The organism is Ramlibacter sp. (assembly GCF_028292805.1).
Classification (GTDB): Bacteria; Pseudomonadota; Gammaproteobacteria; order Burkholderiales; family Burkholderiaceae_C; genus Ramlibacter.
Genome location: NZ_JAQGLS010000294.1, coordinates 12,597 through 27,207 on the forward strand (window position 1 = coordinate 12,597; position 14,611 = coordinate 27,207).

Genomic DNA, 14,611 nt, shown 5'->3' on the forward strand with positions numbered 1-14,611 from the left:
GGCCTGGCCTAGCCGCCGGTGACCGGCGGGAAGAAGGCCACCTCGCAGCCCTCGCGCAGGGGCGCCGACTCGTCGACCATGTCCTGGTCCAGCGCCATCCGCACCGCCTTGCCGCGCGCCAGCGCGCCGGCATACGGCTCGCCGCGCGCGATCAGCTCGTCGCGCAGCGCACCCAGCGTCTGGCTGCAAGTCTGCAGCGTTTCGTCGCCCTGCCCCAGCTTCTCGCGAATGGAGGCGAAGTACTTCATGCGCACGTTCATGCGAGCAACTCCGTGAGCGGCAGGAACGGCACCAGTTCGCCATGGGCGAAGGTGTGGCCGGCCGGCACGTCGACCAGGCCGTCGGCCCAGACAGTGGATGTCAGCACGCCGGAGCTCTGATTGGAAAACAGGTCCAGCCCGCCGCTGCCGTTGCGGCGCACGCGCAGGAACTCGCGGCGGCGGTCGGCACGCGGCCAGTCGAAATGCGCCGGCAGCGACATCGCTTCCGGCGTGGTCCGGGCAGCACCCTGCAGCTTGAGCAGGAACGGCCGCACCAGCAGCAGGAAGGTCACGAAGCTGGAGACCGGGTTGCCGGGCAGCCCGATGAAATGCGCCTCGCCAATGCGACCGTGCGCAAACGGCTTGCCCGGCTTCATCGCAATCTGCCACAGGTCCAGTGTGCCCAGTTGCTGCACCGCCGGCTTGATGTGGTCTTCCTCGCCGACGGACACGCCGCCGCTGGTGAGGATCAGGTCGCTGTGGCCCGCCGCGTCACGCAAGGCCTGGACGGTGGCGTCGCGGCGGTCCGGCACGATGCCGAAGTCGCGAACTTCGCAGCCCAGGCGCAGCAGCAGGCTGCGCAGGAAGAAGCGGTTGGAGTTGTAGATCGCGCCTGGCTGCATCGCCTCGGGCGCCACCTCGCCCGGCATCACCAGCTCGTCGCCGGTGGAGAACAGCGCCACCCGCGGACGGCGCCCCACCTGCAGCTGGTCCATGCCGATGCTGGCCGCCAGGCCGAGGGAAGCCGGGACCAGCCGGTCGCCGCGTGCCAGCACCGTGCTGCCGCGCGTGATGTCCTCGCCGCTGCGCCGGATCCACTGCCCTGCCGAGGGAACGCGGCAGATCCGCACGCGGCCGTCGCCCGCGTCCTGCGTGTCTTCCTGCATCACGATCGCATCGGCGCCTTCGGGCACCACCGCGCCCGTGAAGATGCGGGCCACCGTGCCGGGCGCCAGCGGCTGGGCGGCGTTGCCGGCGGCGATGCGCTGGCTCACCGGCAGCACGACGCCCTCGTCGGCGATCTCGGCCCGCCGCACCGCGTAGCCGTCCATCGAGCTGTTGTCCTGCGGCGGCACCTGCAGCAAGGAAACCAGGTCCTGCGCCAGCACGCGGCCGTCGGCGTCGAAGGTGGAGACGGACTCCGCCCCGACCAGCGGCTGCGCCTGCGCCAGCAAGGCGGCCAGCGCGTCGTCGAGACTGCGCAGCGCGGGGCGGGCGGCGGTGGTCACGCGTACTTCTCCGGGTCGTAGTCGAAGCGGTCACCATTGTCGACCAGCCACTGCGCCACCGCCTCGGGATCGTTCAGATCCAGCACCGGCCGCAGGGTGGGCACCGGCAGGCGGCCCGGCGCGTCGGTGGCAAGGGCGACGATGAAGCCGTCCTCCGGGTACATCGCCGGCTTGCCCGAGTCCGGCCGCCAGACTTCCACCTTCAGCAGGTCGCTGGACTTGAAGCCTTCCACCAACACCCAGTCGACTCCGTGGTACAGCTCGGCCAGCAGGTGGTGCACCGTGAGCGTGGCGGCCTGCTCGAACTCGCGCATCAGCGCCAGCCGGCGGTCGGACGCCACCACCACCTCGAAGGCGCCGGCTTCGCGGTGGCGCCAGGTGTCCTTGCCGGGACGGTCGATGTCGAAGTCGTGGTGGGCGTGCTTGACCACCGAGACGCGCAGGCCGCGCATCTTCAGTGCCGGGATCAGGCGCTCGACCAGTGTGGTCTTGCCGGAGCCGGAAAAGCCGGAGAAGCCGACGACCTTCATGCGCAGTGCGCCGCGATGAAGTCCTTGACGCGGCCCGCGTCGGCCGGCAGTTCCGTCACGCGCTTGGGCAGCGCCTCGATGCCGGCGAACTTGGCCGGCCGGTCGGGCTCGCGGCCCAGCGCCTCGACGATGGTGCCGGCGAACTTGATCGGCAACGCCGTCTCGAGCACGATCATGGTCTCGCCCGGCAGCTGCCGCTCGCGCCCGACCTTCAGGCCGTCGGCGGTGTGGGTATCGATCATGGTGCCGAAGCGCTCCCAGGTGTCGCGGATGGTCGCCAGGCGATCGGCATGGGTGCTCTTGCCCGAGACGAAGCCGAACTGTTCGCGCGCGCGGGCGATGTCGGCCGACAGGTCGAACGCGCCCTTGGCGACGAGTTCCTGGGCGAACAGGTAGCGCAGCTTGGCGCCGTCGCGGCCCAGCAGGTCGAACACGAAACGCTCGAAGTTGCTGGCCTTGGAGATGTCCATCGAGGGGCTGGAGGTTTCGTAGGTGTCCTGGCTGCCGCGCACGCGGTAGACGCCGGTTCGAAAGAACTCGTCGAGCACGTCGTTCTCGTTGGTGGCCAGCACCAGCCGGCCGATCGGCAGGCCCATCATGCGCGCCACGTGGCCGGCGCAGATGTTGCCGAAGTTGCCGGACGGCACCGCGAAGCTGACCTGCTGCGCGTTGGAGGAAGTCGCTTGAAAGTAGCCGGCGAAGTAGTACACCACCTGGGCCATCAGGCGCGCCCAGTTGATTGAGTTGACGGTGCCGATGCGGTACTTGCGCTTGAACTCCAGGTCGCTCGAGACGGCCTTGACGATGTCCTGGCAGTCGTCGAACACGCCTTCGATGGCGATGTTGTGGATGTTGGCGTCCTGCAGGCTGAACATCTGCGCCTGCTGGAACGGGCTCATGCGGCCCTTGGGCGACGTCATGAACACGCGCACGCCTCGCTTGCCGCGCATGGCGTATTCGGCCGCGCTGCCGGTGTCGCCGGAAGTGGCGCCCAGGATGTTCAGTTCCTCGCCGCGACGCGCCAGTTCGTACTCGAACAGGTTGCCCAGCAACTGCATCGCCATGTCCTTGAAGGCCAGCGTCGGGCCATTGGACAAGGCCTGCAGCAGCACGCCATCTTCCAGCTGCTTGAGCGGGACGATCTCCGGCGTGCCGAACACTTGCGCGGTGTAGGTCTTGCGGCAGATCGCGCGCAAGTCGTCGGCCGGGATGTCGTCGATGTAGAGCGAGAGGATCTCGAACGCGAGCTCGTGGTACGGCAGCTCGCGCCAGCTGGCGAGGGTCGCCGCAGCTACGCGCGGATAGCTTTCCGGCAAATACAGCCCGCCGTCCGGCGCCAGGCCCTCCAGCAGGATCTGGCAGAAGCGCTTGCGGTCGGGATGGCCGCGGGTGGAGATGTACTGCATGGTCAGGAGGCGATCCAGGGATTGAGCGTCCGCACGCCCGAGTCTTCGAAATGCCTGGTGTTGCGGGTCACCAGCGTGAGTTGGCGGACCGTCGCGGTCGCCGCGATCAGGAGGTCCAGGTCATCCTGCCGCTTGCCGATGGCTTGCAGCGAGGCCTTGGGCCGACCGAACGTGCGCCCCACCGGCTCGTCGGAGGCGACGATGCGCTCGCTGCACTGGCGGCAAGGGCCGTCCGACCAATGCTGCAGCGCATTGCGCTGGCGCCCCGGAGCGAGGCGCTCGATCCCGGACTGCACTTCGCCCACTGTCACCACGGTCATGGCCGCTTCGCTCGCGTGTTGCGACAACCAGCGGATGACCGAGGCATCCGGCAGCTTGCGGGCGAGTTCCGAGACCACGCAGGTGTCCAGCAGCCACCGCATGTCAGGCGCCCAGGAGCGGAGGCGTGCGCCGGCTGCGGCGCACCGGCGCAGGCAGGTCATCTCCCTTCGGCGCATCCAGCAGGTACTGCACGAAGCCGTCCTCGGCGCCGACGGCCCTGGCGACGGCGGCGTCCAGTGCAACGACCTGGACGACCGGGCGGCCGTGGCGTGTCACCACCTGCGGCCCGTCGCGCAAGGCGCGTTCGATGACCTCGCTGAAGCGATTCTTGGCTTCCTGCACTTGCTGGACGTCATTCATGGAATGCCTCGTTCTGTCCAGAATAGGCAAAAGTATAAAAAGAAGCGCGCTTCAGGCCAGTTCTTCCTTGCGGATCCGCGTGATCGGCGCCAGCACTGTCGGCAGCGCCTGCATCTGCGCGATCACCTCGTTCATGGTGCCTTCGCGCACCGCGTGCGTGAGCAGGATCAGGTCGGTGTGGGTCGAGCCTTCGCCGCCCACGGCCGAGGCTTCGCGCTGCAGCATCGCGTCGATGCTGATGCCGGCATTGGCCAGCAGGCCGGCCACCTTGGCCAGCACCCCGGCCTGGTCGGCCACGCGCAGCCGCAGGTAGTAGCCTGTGACCACCTCGCTCATCGGCAGGATCGGCGCAGAACTCATCTGGTCGGGCTGGAAGGCCAGGTGCGGCACGCGATGCGCGGCATCGACCGTGTGCAGCCGCGCCACGTCCACCAGGTCGGCGATGACGGCGCTGGCGGTCGGCTCGCTGCCGGCTCCCTTGCCGTAGTACAGCGTGGTGCCGACGGCGTCCCCCTGCACCACGACGGCGTTCATCGCGCCCTCGACGTTGGCGATCAGCCGCTTGCACGGCACCAGGGTGGGATGCACGCGCAGCTCGATGCCGTTGGGCCGGCGCTTGGTGATACCAAGCAGCTTGATGCGGTAGCCCAGCTGCTCGGCGTAGTCGATGTCCTGCGCGCCCAGCTTGGTGATGCCCTCGACGTAGGCTTTGTCGAACTGCACCGGCACGCCAAAGGCGATGGCGCTCATGATCGTGGCCTTGTGGGCGGCGTCCACCCCTTCGATGTCGAAGGTGGGATCGGCTTCCGCGTAGCCCAGGCGTTGCGCTTCCTTGAGCGCCACGTCGAAGTCCAGCCCCTTCTCGCGCATCTCCGAGAGGATGAAGTTGGTGGTGCCGTTGATGATCCCCATGATCCTCTGGATGCTGTTGGCCGTCAGGCCTTCGCGCAGCGCCTTGATGATGGGGATGCCGCCGGCGACCGCCGCCTCGAAGGCGACCATCACGCCCTTGTCGTGGGCGGCCGCGAAGATTTCGGTGCCGTGCACCGCCAGCAGGGCCTTGTTGGCCGTCACCACGTGCTTGCCGCTGGCGATGGCTTCCATCATCAGCTGGCGGGCGATGCCGTAGCCGCCGATCAGCTCCACGACGATGTCGATGTCCGGATTGGCGATGATCTCGCGCGCGTCGCTGACGACGCGGGCGGCATCGCCGACCACCGCCTGGGCGCGGGCAGCGTCGAGGTCCGCCACCATGGTGATTTCGATGCCGCGGCCGGCGCGGCGCCGGATCTCTGCCTGGTTGCGTTTGAGGACGTTGAAGACGCCGCTGCCGACGGTGCCGATGCCCAGCAGGCCGACCTGGATGGGTTTCATCTTGCCTCCCGACGAGCCGGCTGCGGGGAGGCAAGGGCCCCCCCGGGAGGCAGTGACGACACGGAGTGCGGAACGTAGGGGCTCATCATGAAGAGTGGCGTTTTCGGTAGTTGTCCAGGAACCGGGCGATGCGCCCGACGGCTTCGCGCAGGTCGTCCTCGTGCGGCAGGAAGACGATGCGAAAGTGATCGGGCTCGGGCCAGTTGAAGCCGGTGCCCTGCACCAGCATCACGCGGGTTTCCTGCAGCACTTCGAGGAAGAACTGGCGGTCGTCCCGGATCGGGTAGACCTTGGGGTCCAGCCGCGGGAACATGTACAGCGCCGCCTGCGGCTTGACGCAGGTGACGCCCGGAATGGCGGTGATCAGTTCATGGGCCAGGTCGCGCTGGCGGCGCAGCCGTCCACCCTCGCCGACCAGCTCGTTGATGCTCTGGTAGCCGCCCAGCGCGGTCTGGATCGCCCACTGGCCGGGCACGTTGGAGCAAAGCCGCATGTTCGAGAGCATGTTCAAGCCCTCGATGTAGTCGGCCGCGGCCTTCTTGTCGCCCGACACCACCATCCAGCCGGCCCGGTAGCCGCAGGAGCGATAGCTCTTGGACAGCGAGTTGAAGGTCAGCGTCAGCACGTCGGTCGACAGGCTGGCGATGGCGGTGTGCCTGACGCCGTCGTACAGCACCTTGTCGTAGACCTCGTCGGCGAAGATCACCAGCCCGTGCTGGCGGGCAATCGCCACGATGTCCTTGAGCAGGGCGTCGGAATACAGCGCGCCGGTCGGGTTGTTGGGGTTGATGACGACGATGCCCTTGGTGGCCGGCGTGATCTTGCGGCGCAGGTCGTCCAGGTCGGGCATCCAGCCGTTGGCCTCGTCGCACATGTAGTGCACCGGCGAGCCGCCCGACAGCGCGGTGGTGGCCGTCCACAACGGGTAGTCCGGGGTCGGCACCAGCAGCTCGTCGCCCTCGTTCAGCAAGGCGTTGGTCGACAGCGCGATCAGCTCGCTGGCGCCGTTGCCCAGGTAGACATCGTCGAGCGTCACGCCCTTGATGCCTTGCTGCTGGGTGTAGTGCATCACCGCCTTGCGGGCGGCGAAGATGCCCTTGCTGTCGGAGTAACCGGCCGAGTTCGGCAGGTTGCGGATCATGTCCTGCTGGATTTCTTCCGGCGCGTCGAAGCCGAACGGCGCCAGGTTGCCGATGTTCAGCTTGATGATCTTGTGACCCTCTTCCTCCATCTGGCGCGCGGCGTCCATGATGGGGCCGCGGATGTCATAGAGGACGTTGGCCAGCTTGGTGGATTTATGGACGGTCTTCAAAGCCCCTCCGCAGGCGCTGACGCTGGGTGAAAACCTATAATTTGACCATAAGTCCGCGCCGCCGCCGGCTGGCGCGACCATTCCCGCACTTCCCGCTCCCCTTGAAACTCCAGCCCGATCAGTCCGACGTCCAGACCATCACCGGCTACGGCCCCGGCTGGGTCGGCGTGGGCAGCGAAAAGATCACGCACAACGTGGTGATCGGCTCGCACGGCGAGCGCCTGGACTGGGCCGGCTCGTTCGAGGAACTGGGTCCGCAGCACTTCGAGCTGCTGGCGCGGCTGCAGGTGGAGGTGGTGATTTTCGGCAGCGGACGCAAGATCCGCTTTCCGCAGCCGGCCTGGCTTGCGGCCCTGTCGGCCCGCCGGATCGGGGTCGAAACCATGGACACGGCAGCGGCTTGCCGCACCTACAACATCCTCGCCCAGGAGGGCCGGGAAGTGGCAGTGGCCCTGCTGCTGGATGGCCCTGCCTGACGGTTGCGGGGCCGCTGCCGGCATTTCGCGGTAAAATCTTGTGTTGCGGCAAGGCTGTGCGCCTTGTAGCCAACGAGCAAGTACTGTTACCCAGAACACACACCTATGGCGATCGTTGTCAACAAACCTCTTCCAGAATTTGAAGCGAATGCCACCGGCGGCGGCAAGGTCACCAACACGTCCCACCAGGGGCAGGTGGTGGTCCTGTACTTCTACCCGAAGGACAACACGCCGGGTTGTACCACCGAGGCAATGCAGTTTCGGGACAAGTACAAGGACTTCGTGAAGGCCGGCGCGGTGGTGTTCGGCGTCTCGCGCGACAACATGAAGTCGCACGACGAGTTCAAGGCCAAGCTGGAGCTGCCGTTCGAGCTGATCGCCGACACGGAAGAAAAGATGTGCCACATGTTCGGCGTGGTCAAGAACAAGATCATGTACGGCAAGAAGGTCAAGGGCATCGAGCGCAGCACCTTCCTGGTGGGCACCGATGGCATCCTCAAGCAGGAATGGCGTGGCCTGAAGGTCCCCGGCCACGTCGACGATGTCCTCAAGGCCGTCAAGCTGCTCAAGAAGGCTGCCTGAAGGCTTTCCGGGCTTCCTGTAGGGCTTGACGTTTTGTGGCAACAAACTCCTGCCGACATTGTCGTGCGGCGCTTGGTGTGCATAATGAATTCATGTCGTTGACTCCGACGCCCAGCGTCATCACCGTCAGTCCGAAAGAAGCCGCCTGGCCTGCCTGGCGGCTTTTTTGTTTCACCTTCTCCTCATCCACGAGCTGTACCGCCCATGCCCCTGCCTCCCGCCCCGACCAAGCGCGCCGCCATGCTCCCGCCGGAAGCCTTCGATGCCCCGGCCCGTTCGCTGCACAAGCTCGCTCGAAAAACGGAGGCACCGCCGGAAGCTAGCCCGCTGGCCGACAAACCGCAGGCGGACGACGACTTCGACCCGCGCTCGGGCGGCGGCGACGTGCCGCTGGGGACCTACCCCGGCGAAGTGGAAACCTACCTGGACGAACCGCAGCCGGCGCGCAAACGCACGCCCAACGTCACGGTGCCGACACCGGCGCCCCGCAAGAAGAAGCTGGCCGGCCCGGCCAAGCTGTTCGTGCTGGACACCAACGTGCTGATGCACGACCCGATGAGCCTGTTCCGCTTCGAGGAACACGACATCTTCCTGCCGATGATCGTGCTGGAAGAGCTCGACGGCCACAAAAAGGGCATGACCGAGGTGGCGCGCAACGCCCGCCAGGCCAGCCGCACCCTCGACGGCCTGGCGGGCGGCAAGGGCGCCGACATCGCCAGCGGCCTGAAGCTCGACAGCACCGGGCATCGCGAAGCCGGCGGCTGCCTGTTCTTTCAGACCATGCAGTTGTCGGCCGCCATGCCGATGGGGCTGCCGGCCGGCAAGGCCGACAACCAGATCCTGTCGGTGGTGCAGGCGTTGAGCGAGAAGCACGCGCCGCGCGAGGTGGTGCTGGTGTCCAAGGACATCAACATGCGCGTGAAGGCGCGGGCCCTGGGCCTGGCCACCGACGACTACCAGAACGACAAGGTGCTGGACGACCTGGAGCTGATGTATTCCGGCTCGCTGGCCCTGCCCCAGGACTTCTGGGCCAAGCACGGCAAGACGGTCGAGAGCTGGCAGTCGGGCCACCACACCTACTACCGCGTCAGTGGCCCGGTGGTGCCCAGTCTGCTGATCAACCAGTTCGTCTACTTCGAGTCGCCCGGCGAGCCCAGCCTGTATGCCCGGGTGACCGAAATCCGCGGCAAGACGGCCGTGCTCAAGACGCTCAAGGATTTCGGCCACCTCAAGAACGCCATCTGGGGCGTGACCACCCGCAACCGCGAACAGAACTTCGCGATGAACCTGCTGACGGACCCGGACATCGACTTCGTGACGCTGACCGGCACGGCCGGCACCGGCAAGACGCTGATGGCGCTGGCCGCCGGCCTGACCCAGGTGCTGGACGACCGCCGCTACACCGAAATCATCATGACGCGGGCGACCGTCAGCGTGGGCGAGGACATCGGCTTCCTGCCCGGCACCGAGGAAGAGAAGATGGGCCCGTGGATGGGCGCGCTGGACGACAACCTGGAAGTGCTGGGCAAGACCGAAGGCGGCGGCTCGGGCGAGTGGGGCCGCGCCGCCACCAACGAGCTGATCCGCAGCAAGATCAAGATCAAGAGCATGAACTTCATGCGCGGGCGCACCTTCCTGAACAAGTACGTGATCATCGACGAGGCGCAGAACCTGACGCCCAAGCAGATGAAGACGCTGATCACCCGGGCCGGCCCGGGCAGCAAGATCGTCTGCATGGGCAACCTGGCGCAGATCGACACGCCTTACCTCACCGAAGGCTCGTCCGGCCTGACCTTCGCGGTCGACAAGTTCAAGGGCTGGCCGCACAGCGGGCACATCACGCTGGCGCGCGGCGAGCGCTCGCGGCTGGCGGACTTCGCCAGCGAAGCTCTCTAGGAACGGGTTGGCTCCTCCCCTCTGTGGGGAGGGGGCCGCGGCGCTCGCTTGTTGGCGACGACGTTCCGAGAGCGCCCCATCCCAGCCCTGCCCCGCAGGGGGGAGGCGCAAGCCAGCTCAGCGCTTGCCCTGGGCCTGCGGCTCGTCGCACGGCGGGCAGCCGCGCGCGATCCGGCTGCCGAAAGGCGTGTACCTCAGAACCTTGGACAGACCTTCCCGGCCGCTGGCCGCGCGTGCGACCAGCGCGGCGGCCGCGAAGGAGCCGGCCGTGCGAACGGCCCAGTGGCTGTTGCTGCGGGTGTAGTGCCAGACGGCGATGCCCAGGCCCAGCACCAGCCAGTGCTCGCCCGGGAAGCCTTCGCGCTGCTCGTCCACCCGCTTGATCTTCTGCAGCACGGGCTCGGCGTCGCCCAGCAGTTCGTTGGGCAGGCTTTCGGTGCCCGGCAGCGGCGTCGCTTCGGCCAGCGTCGCCATCAAGTTGTCGTCGTCCATGCGCGTCTCCAGGAGGTCCAGGCAGCGAGCATCCTCCGAATGGATCAACTGCAGCGTAGGAAAGCAGCCTGCTTCAGAAATCGGCGTTGCCGGACGCCAGGCTCTCGAAGCGGGTCAGCTCCTTCATGAAGGCCAGCTTGATGGTGCCGGTGGGGCCGTTGCGCTGCTTGCTGATGATGATCTCGGCCACGCCCGGCTCCTTGGAGTCCTTGTTGTAGTAGTCGTCGCGGTAGATGAACATGATCACGTCGGCGTCCTGCTCGATGGCGCCGGATTCGCGCAGGTCGCTCATCATCGGGCGCTTGTCGGTGCGCGATTCCACGCCCCGCGACAGCTGCGACAGCGCGATCACCGGGCACTGCAGTTCCTTGGCCAGCATCTTCAGGCCGCGCGAGATCTCGCCGACGGCGGTGGCGCGGTTTTCGTCGTTCATGCTGGACGAGGTGCTCATCAGCTGCAGGTAGTCGACCACGATCAGCCCGAGCTTGCCGCACTGGCGCGCCAGCCGGCGCGCGTTGGCCCGCAGCTCGCTGGTGGTCAGGCCCGGGGTTTCGTCGATGTGCAGGGAGATGTTGCGCAGCTTCTCGATGGCTTCGGTCAGGCGCGGCCACTCCTCGTCGGTCAGCTTGCCGGTGCGCAGGTGCATCTGGTCGATGCGGCCGATCGAGCCGACGATCCGCACGGCCAGCTGGGACGCGCCCATTTCCATGGAAAACACCGCCACCGGCAGCTGCTCGCGCAGGGCCACGTGCTCGGCGATGTTGATGGCCAGGGCGGTCTTGCCCATCGAGGGGCGCGCCGCCAGCACGATCATGTCGCCGGCCTGCATGCCGGACGTCATGCGGTCCAGGTCGATGAAACCGGTCGGCACGCCGGTGATGTCGTTCGGGTTGTCCGCCATCTCGACCACCCGGTCCAGCAGTTGCACCACCAGCGTGTCCATGCCCTGGAAGCCCTGCTTCATGCGCGAGCCCTCTTCCCCGATGTGGAAGATCTTCTGCTCGGCCTCGTCCAGGATCTTGTCGACCGCCTTGCCCTGGGTGTTGAAGGCGGAGGTGGAGATCTCGTCGCTGGCCGTGACCAGCTTGCGCAGGATCGAGCGCTCGCGCACGATTTCCGCGTAGCGGCGGATGTTGCCGGCGCTGGGGACGTACTGGGCCAGCGCATTCAGGTAAGGCAGCCCGCCGATTTCCTCGGCCTTGCCCAGGCCTTGCAGCTGCTCGTAGACGGTGATCACGTCGGCCGGGCGCGAGCCGTTGATCAGGCCGCCGATGGAAGCGTAGATCAGCCGGTGCTCGTAGCGGTAGAAGTCGCCGTCGGTCAGCAGGTCGCCGACGCGGTCCCAGGCCTGGTTGTCCAGCAGCAGCCCGCCCAGCACGCTGGACTCCGCCTCGATGGAATGGGGCGGGATGCGCAGCTGCGCCACCTGCCGGTCACGGGGGAAATCGCCGTCGATGGCGCTCAGGACTGCTGACATGGGTGGCACTCTCTCCTCGATCGATGCATGCTAGCGGGGGCTGTGGGAATGTCCAGTGACAACACTGTGGTGATCCTGTGGACAAGCCTGCTGTTACCTGTGGGCTGGTGAAGAATTGAAAAAGCCGCCCGAAGGCGGCTTTCCAGGCTGCGGCGACGGAAGGCTTAAGCCGTCTCGCCCAGCACCGTGACGGTGATCTCGACCAGCACGTCGGTGTGCAGCGACACGGAGACTTTGCTGTCGCCGGTGGTCTTGATCGGGCCGGTGGGCATGCGCACTTGCGACTTGGCCACCGCGAAGCCCAGCTTGCCCAGTTCCTCGGCGATGTCCTGGTTGGTGACCGAGCCGAACAGGCGGCCGTCGACGCCGGCCTTCTGCGTGACCTTGACGGTCTTGCCGGCCAGCTTCTCGCCCTGGGCTTGCGCCTCGGTCAGCTTGGCGGCGGCGGCTTTTTCGAGTTCGACGCGCTTGGCTTCGAATTCGGCCTTGTTGTTGGCGGTGGCACGGCGGGCGTGGCCTTGCGGGATCAGGAAGTTGCGGGCGTAGCCGTCCTTCACTTTGACGATCTCGCCCAGGTTGCCCAGGTTCACCACTTTTTCGAGCAGGATGACTTGCATGGCGTTTCCTTAGATGCGGTGCTGGTCCGAATACGGAACCAGGGCCAGGAAGCGGGCACGCTTGATGGCGGTGTTGAGCTGGCGCTGGTAGATCGCGCGGGTGCCGGTCAGGCGCGCCGGGATGATCTTGCCGTTTTCGGAGATGAAGTCGCGCAGGGTGTCGACGTCCTTTTAGTCGATCTCTTCGACGCCGGCGACGGTGAAGCGGCAAAAGCGCTTGCGCTTGAACAGCAACGACTGGGTGTTGCGCTTGGGACGCTTGTCCTTGTTGAATTTCTTGAACGTGGCCATGTGGACCTCTCTCAAAGTGTTGGGGACAGAGCTGAAGATCTGTCCCTCAAAGCTATTCGACTTGCTGAAAAGACTGGATGTGGAGCACCGGGTGCTTGCCGTGCCGCGGGGCGGCCAGGAAGCCCGTGAACCGGAAGCCGCTGCCGATGGCCTGCACGGCCAGCGTCTCGGCGTCGGTCCCGAAGGCCACCGCCCGGATTTCCACCTTCACCTGCCTGCGTTGCCCTGCTTCCAGGGTGTCCGACTCGTGTTCGAGCCGCAGGTCGATGGCTGGCAATCCGGCCGGGGTGTAGCGCAGGGCCGCGGCCTCGGCGATACGGGCATCCAGGACCGTCTGGTTCAACTTCCGCTTAGTTGCAAAACTCCGGCCGGATTACGACTGGAACTCCGCCTGCTGCTGCTTGCGCGCTTCTTCGCGCTCGACGGTCTTCATCATGGAAGACGGGCCGGCATCGGCCTTCTTCCTGACGACGGTCAGGTGGCGCAGCACGGCGTCGTTGAAGCGGAACGCGTGCTCCAGCTCGCTCATCACGGCCTGGTCGGCCTCGATGTTGACGCACAGGTAATGCGCCTTGGCGAGCTTGTTGATCTGGTAGGCCAGCTGGCGGCGGCCCCAGTCTTCGACACGATGCACCTTGCCGTTGCCGGCGGTGATCATGCCCTTGTAGCGCTCCAGCATGGCCGGAACCTGCTCGCTTTGATCCGGGTGGATCAGCAAGACGATTTCATAGTGACGCATGAATGCTCCTTACGGATAAGCCACCCGGCGCGTCTAAAGCTGGTGTGGCAAGGGAAAAGCAGGTAAGCCCGCGATTATAGCCCGGGCTAGCCCACCCTGTACGCGGGCTGCCTCAGCGAGGCGCGATGACCGCCTCCAGCGCCGCGGCCTTTCCGCCACGACGGCCTCCCGGATGCGGGGCGAGCGCCACCAGGCCAGCGAAGTCGGCGAAGTCGGCGACAGCTTCCACCGCCATGCTCAGCCGAACCCGCTTGGGCCCCAGCCCGGGGGTCAGCCCGATGCCACCTCGTAAGTCTCCAGGTAGCGCCGCCACTGGACTGGGCGCACGCCGCCAGGGCAGGCACGGCGCCCCGGCCGCCAGGCCCAACTCGCGCAGGTTGCACGGCCTCCCCCGGGTCACCCTGGTGGAAGCGGTCGCCAGCAACAGGTCTTTTTCGCTGCGCTGGCCGTCGCACCGGACCAGCACCGCCCGTTGCCACGGCGTCAGCGGCATCGAGCGGTCCGTGAACACCTGCTGCCCCGGATCGGCTTGACGAGCGCGGTGTTTTTGCCTCCTCCCGGCTACAGCCCAGCAGGATAGGTTTCTACGGAGGGGGCGCTGGTGGCTTTCCCCGCGGCCGGCGCCGGTTTGTCGGCGATGATCTGCAGGCCATGGACAGCCACGACAGACAGCGCGCGCACTGGCGCAAGAGCCTGCGCATCACCGGCATCCTGCTGGCGATCTGGTTCTTCGTCAGCTTCGTCGTGGCCTGGTTCGCGCGCCCGCTGGCCTTCGATTTCTTCGGCTGGCCGTTCAGCTTCTGGATGGGGGCCCAGGGGGCGTTGCTGGTGTACGTGGCCATCATCGGCTACTACGCCTGGTACATGAACCGCCTGGACGCGGAGTACGGCGTCGGCGAAGAGGATTGAGCCTGGCTGGCTCGGCGGCAGGCGCTGTCAGGGCATACTGGAGCCACTGGCGAACGGCGCGTCAAGCTTGGAGGAGCCGTGTTGGACAAGACCGCGATGTATCACAAATCGGCCCGCGGGGCCGAGGCGATTGCCACCCGCAATGCAGCCCTTAATTTGAAGCAGCGTTCCATGCTGATCCTGATCAATGGCAGGCGGCCGTTCGCCGAGCTCGCCCACTTGGGCCAGGGTCTGGGAGACCCGGAGGTGCTGATCACGCACCTGGCCGAACAAGGGTTGATCGAAGCCGCCTCGGCCCATTCGAGCGCGCCGACCGAGCCGGCGCCGCTCGACGCGGCTG

18 protein-coding genes and 2 pseudogenes are annotated in these 14,611 nt (G+C 66.7%); 5 read left to right on the forward strand and 15 right to left on the reverse strand.

Features of this window, described 5'->3' with window-relative positions; genetic code table 11:
• Window positions 1–8 precede the first annotated feature (8 nt).
• From moaD to JWP65_RS17995, 8 genes are all read right to left on the reverse strand, one after another.
• Window positions 9–260: a molybdopterin converting factor subunit 1 gene (gene moaD / locus JWP65_RS17960; RefSeq protein WP_299766201.1), complete on the reverse strand. Its 252-nt coding sequence runs from the start codon at window positions 258–260 to the stop codon at window positions 9–11.
• Window positions 257–1,489 carry a gephyrin-like molybdotransferase Glp gene (glp, locus tag JWP65_RS17965; protein WP_299766203.1) on the reverse strand — a complete coding sequence of 411 codons (1,233 nt, stop codon included), beginning with the start codon at window positions 1,487–1,489 and terminating at the stop codon, window positions 257–259. Before glp ends, moaD begins: the two co-directional genes overlap by 4 nt.
• A complete protein-coding gene (gene mobB, locus JWP65_RS17970; protein ID WP_299766205.1) occupies window positions 1,486–2,019 on the reverse strand; it encodes a molybdopterin-guanine dinucleotide biosynthesis protein B in 534 nt (177 codons plus the stop codon). The genes glp and mobB overlap by 4 nt, the downstream gene beginning before the upstream one ends.
• Window positions 2,016–3,425: a threonine synthase gene (thrC, locus tag JWP65_RS17975; RefSeq protein ID WP_299766207.1), complete on the reverse strand. Its 1,410-nt coding sequence runs from the start codon at window positions 3,423–3,425 to the stop codon at window positions 2,016–2,018. The genes mobB and thrC overlap by 4 nt, the downstream gene beginning before the upstream one ends.
• Before the next feature lie 2 nt (window positions 3,426–3,427).
• Window positions 3,428–3,847, reverse strand: coding sequence for a type II toxin-antitoxin system VapC family toxin (locus JWP65_RS17980; RefSeq protein ID WP_299766209.1), 420 nt, complete (start codon window positions 3,845–3,847; stop codon window positions 3,428–3,430).
• Window position 3,848: 1 nt separating this feature from the next.
• The gene (locus tag JWP65_RS17985) at window positions 3,849–4,106 is read right to left on the reverse strand and encodes a type II toxin-antitoxin system Phd/YefM family antitoxin (RefSeq protein ID WP_299766211.1); all 258 of its coding nucleotides are present in this window, start codon (window positions 4,104–4,106) and stop codon (window positions 3,849–3,851) included.
• Window positions 4,107–4,157: 51 nt separating this feature from the next.
• Entirely contained in the window at window positions 4,158–5,480 is a 1,323-nt protein-coding gene (locus tag JWP65_RS17990; RefSeq protein WP_299766213.1) for a homoserine dehydrogenase, read from the reverse strand.
• Between the two features lie 85 nt (window positions 5,481–5,565).
• Entirely contained in the window at window positions 5,566–6,792 is a 1,227-nt protein-coding gene (locus JWP65_RS17995; RefSeq protein WP_299766215.1) for a pyridoxal phosphate-dependent aminotransferase, read from the reverse strand.
• Window positions 6,793–6,893: 101 nt separating this feature from the next.
• On the opposite strand from JWP65_RS17995, the gene JWP65_RS18000 reads away from it, so the two are divergent.
• The 3 genes from JWP65_RS18000 (at window position 6,894) to JWP65_RS18010 (ending at window position 9,746) form a co-directional block, all read left to right on the forward strand.
• A complete protein-coding gene (locus JWP65_RS18000; protein WP_299766217.1) occupies window positions 6,894–7,268 on the forward strand; it encodes an Mth938-like domain-containing protein in 375 nt (124 codons plus the stop codon).
• A 105-nt stretch (window positions 7,269–7,373) separates the two neighbouring features.
• The gene (locus JWP65_RS18005; RefSeq protein ID WP_299766219.1) at window positions 7,374–7,850 is read left to right on the forward strand and encodes a peroxiredoxin; all 477 of its coding nucleotides are present in this window, start codon (window positions 7,374–7,376) and stop codon (window positions 7,848–7,850) included.
• A gap of 204 nt (window positions 7,851–8,054) precedes the next feature.
• On the forward strand, window positions 8,055–9,746 hold the full coding sequence (locus tag JWP65_RS18010; RefSeq protein WP_299766221.1) for a PhoH family protein: 1,692 nt from the start codon (window positions 8,055–8,057) through the stop codon (window positions 9,744–9,746).
• A gap of 117 nt (window positions 9,747–9,863) precedes the next feature.
• Here JWP65_RS18010 and JWP65_RS18015 read toward each other — a convergent pair whose 3' ends face one another.
• The 7 genes and pseudogenes from JWP65_RS18015 to JWP65_RS18045 form a co-directional block, all read right to left on the reverse strand.
• The gene (locus JWP65_RS18015; protein WP_299766223.1) at window positions 9,864–10,238 is read right to left on the reverse strand and encodes a hypothetical protein; all 375 of its coding nucleotides are present in this window, start codon (window positions 10,236–10,238) and stop codon (window positions 9,864–9,866) included.
• Between the two features lie 73 nt (window positions 10,239–10,311).
• A complete protein-coding gene (dnaB, locus tag JWP65_RS18020) occupies window positions 10,312–11,715 on the reverse strand; it encodes a replicative DNA helicase (RefSeq protein ID WP_299766225.1) in 1,404 nt (467 codons plus the stop codon).
• Between the two features lie 164 nt (window positions 11,716–11,879).
• The gene (rplI, locus tag JWP65_RS18025; protein ID WP_299766227.1) at window positions 11,880–12,332 is read right to left on the reverse strand and encodes a 50S ribosomal protein L9; all 453 of its coding nucleotides are present in this window, start codon (window positions 12,330–12,332) and stop codon (window positions 11,880–11,882) included.
• 9 nt (window positions 12,333–12,341) lie between these two features.
• A pseudogene (gene rpsR / locus JWP65_RS18030) lies at window positions 12,342–12,623 on the reverse strand (30S ribosomal protein S18).
• A gap of 52 nt (window positions 12,624–12,675) precedes the next feature.
• On the reverse strand, window positions 12,676–12,966 hold the full coding sequence (gene priB, locus JWP65_RS18035; protein ID WP_299766229.1) for a primosomal replication protein N: 291 nt from the start codon (window positions 12,964–12,966) through the stop codon (window positions 12,676–12,678).
• Between the two features lie 30 nt (window positions 12,967–12,996).
• Window positions 12,997–13,362, reverse strand: a complete 366-nt coding sequence (gene rpsF / locus JWP65_RS18040; protein ID WP_299766231.1) for a 30S ribosomal protein S6 — start codon at window positions 13,360–13,362, stop codon at window positions 12,997–12,999.
• A 112-nt stretch (window positions 13,363–13,474) separates the two neighbouring features.
• The gene (locus JWP65_RS18045) at window positions 13,475–13,855 is read right to left on the reverse strand and encodes a hypothetical protein (protein WP_299766233.1); all 381 of its coding nucleotides are present in this window, start codon (window positions 13,853–13,855) and stop codon (window positions 13,475–13,477) included.
• 158 nt (window positions 13,856–14,013) lie between these two features.
• Here JWP65_RS18045 and JWP65_RS18050 point away from each other — a divergent pair, with 158 nt between their 5' ends.
• Together JWP65_RS18050 and JWP65_RS18055 are read left to right on the forward strand one after the other, a co-directional pair.
• On the forward strand, window positions 14,014–14,271 hold the full coding sequence (locus tag JWP65_RS18050; protein ID WP_299766235.1) for a DUF4212 domain-containing protein: 258 nt from the start codon (window positions 14,014–14,016) through the stop codon (window positions 14,269–14,271).
• An 81-nt stretch (window positions 14,272–14,352) separates the two neighbouring features.
• A pseudogene (locus JWP65_RS18055) lies at window positions 14,353–14,611 on the forward strand (hypothetical protein); the annotation flags it as partial.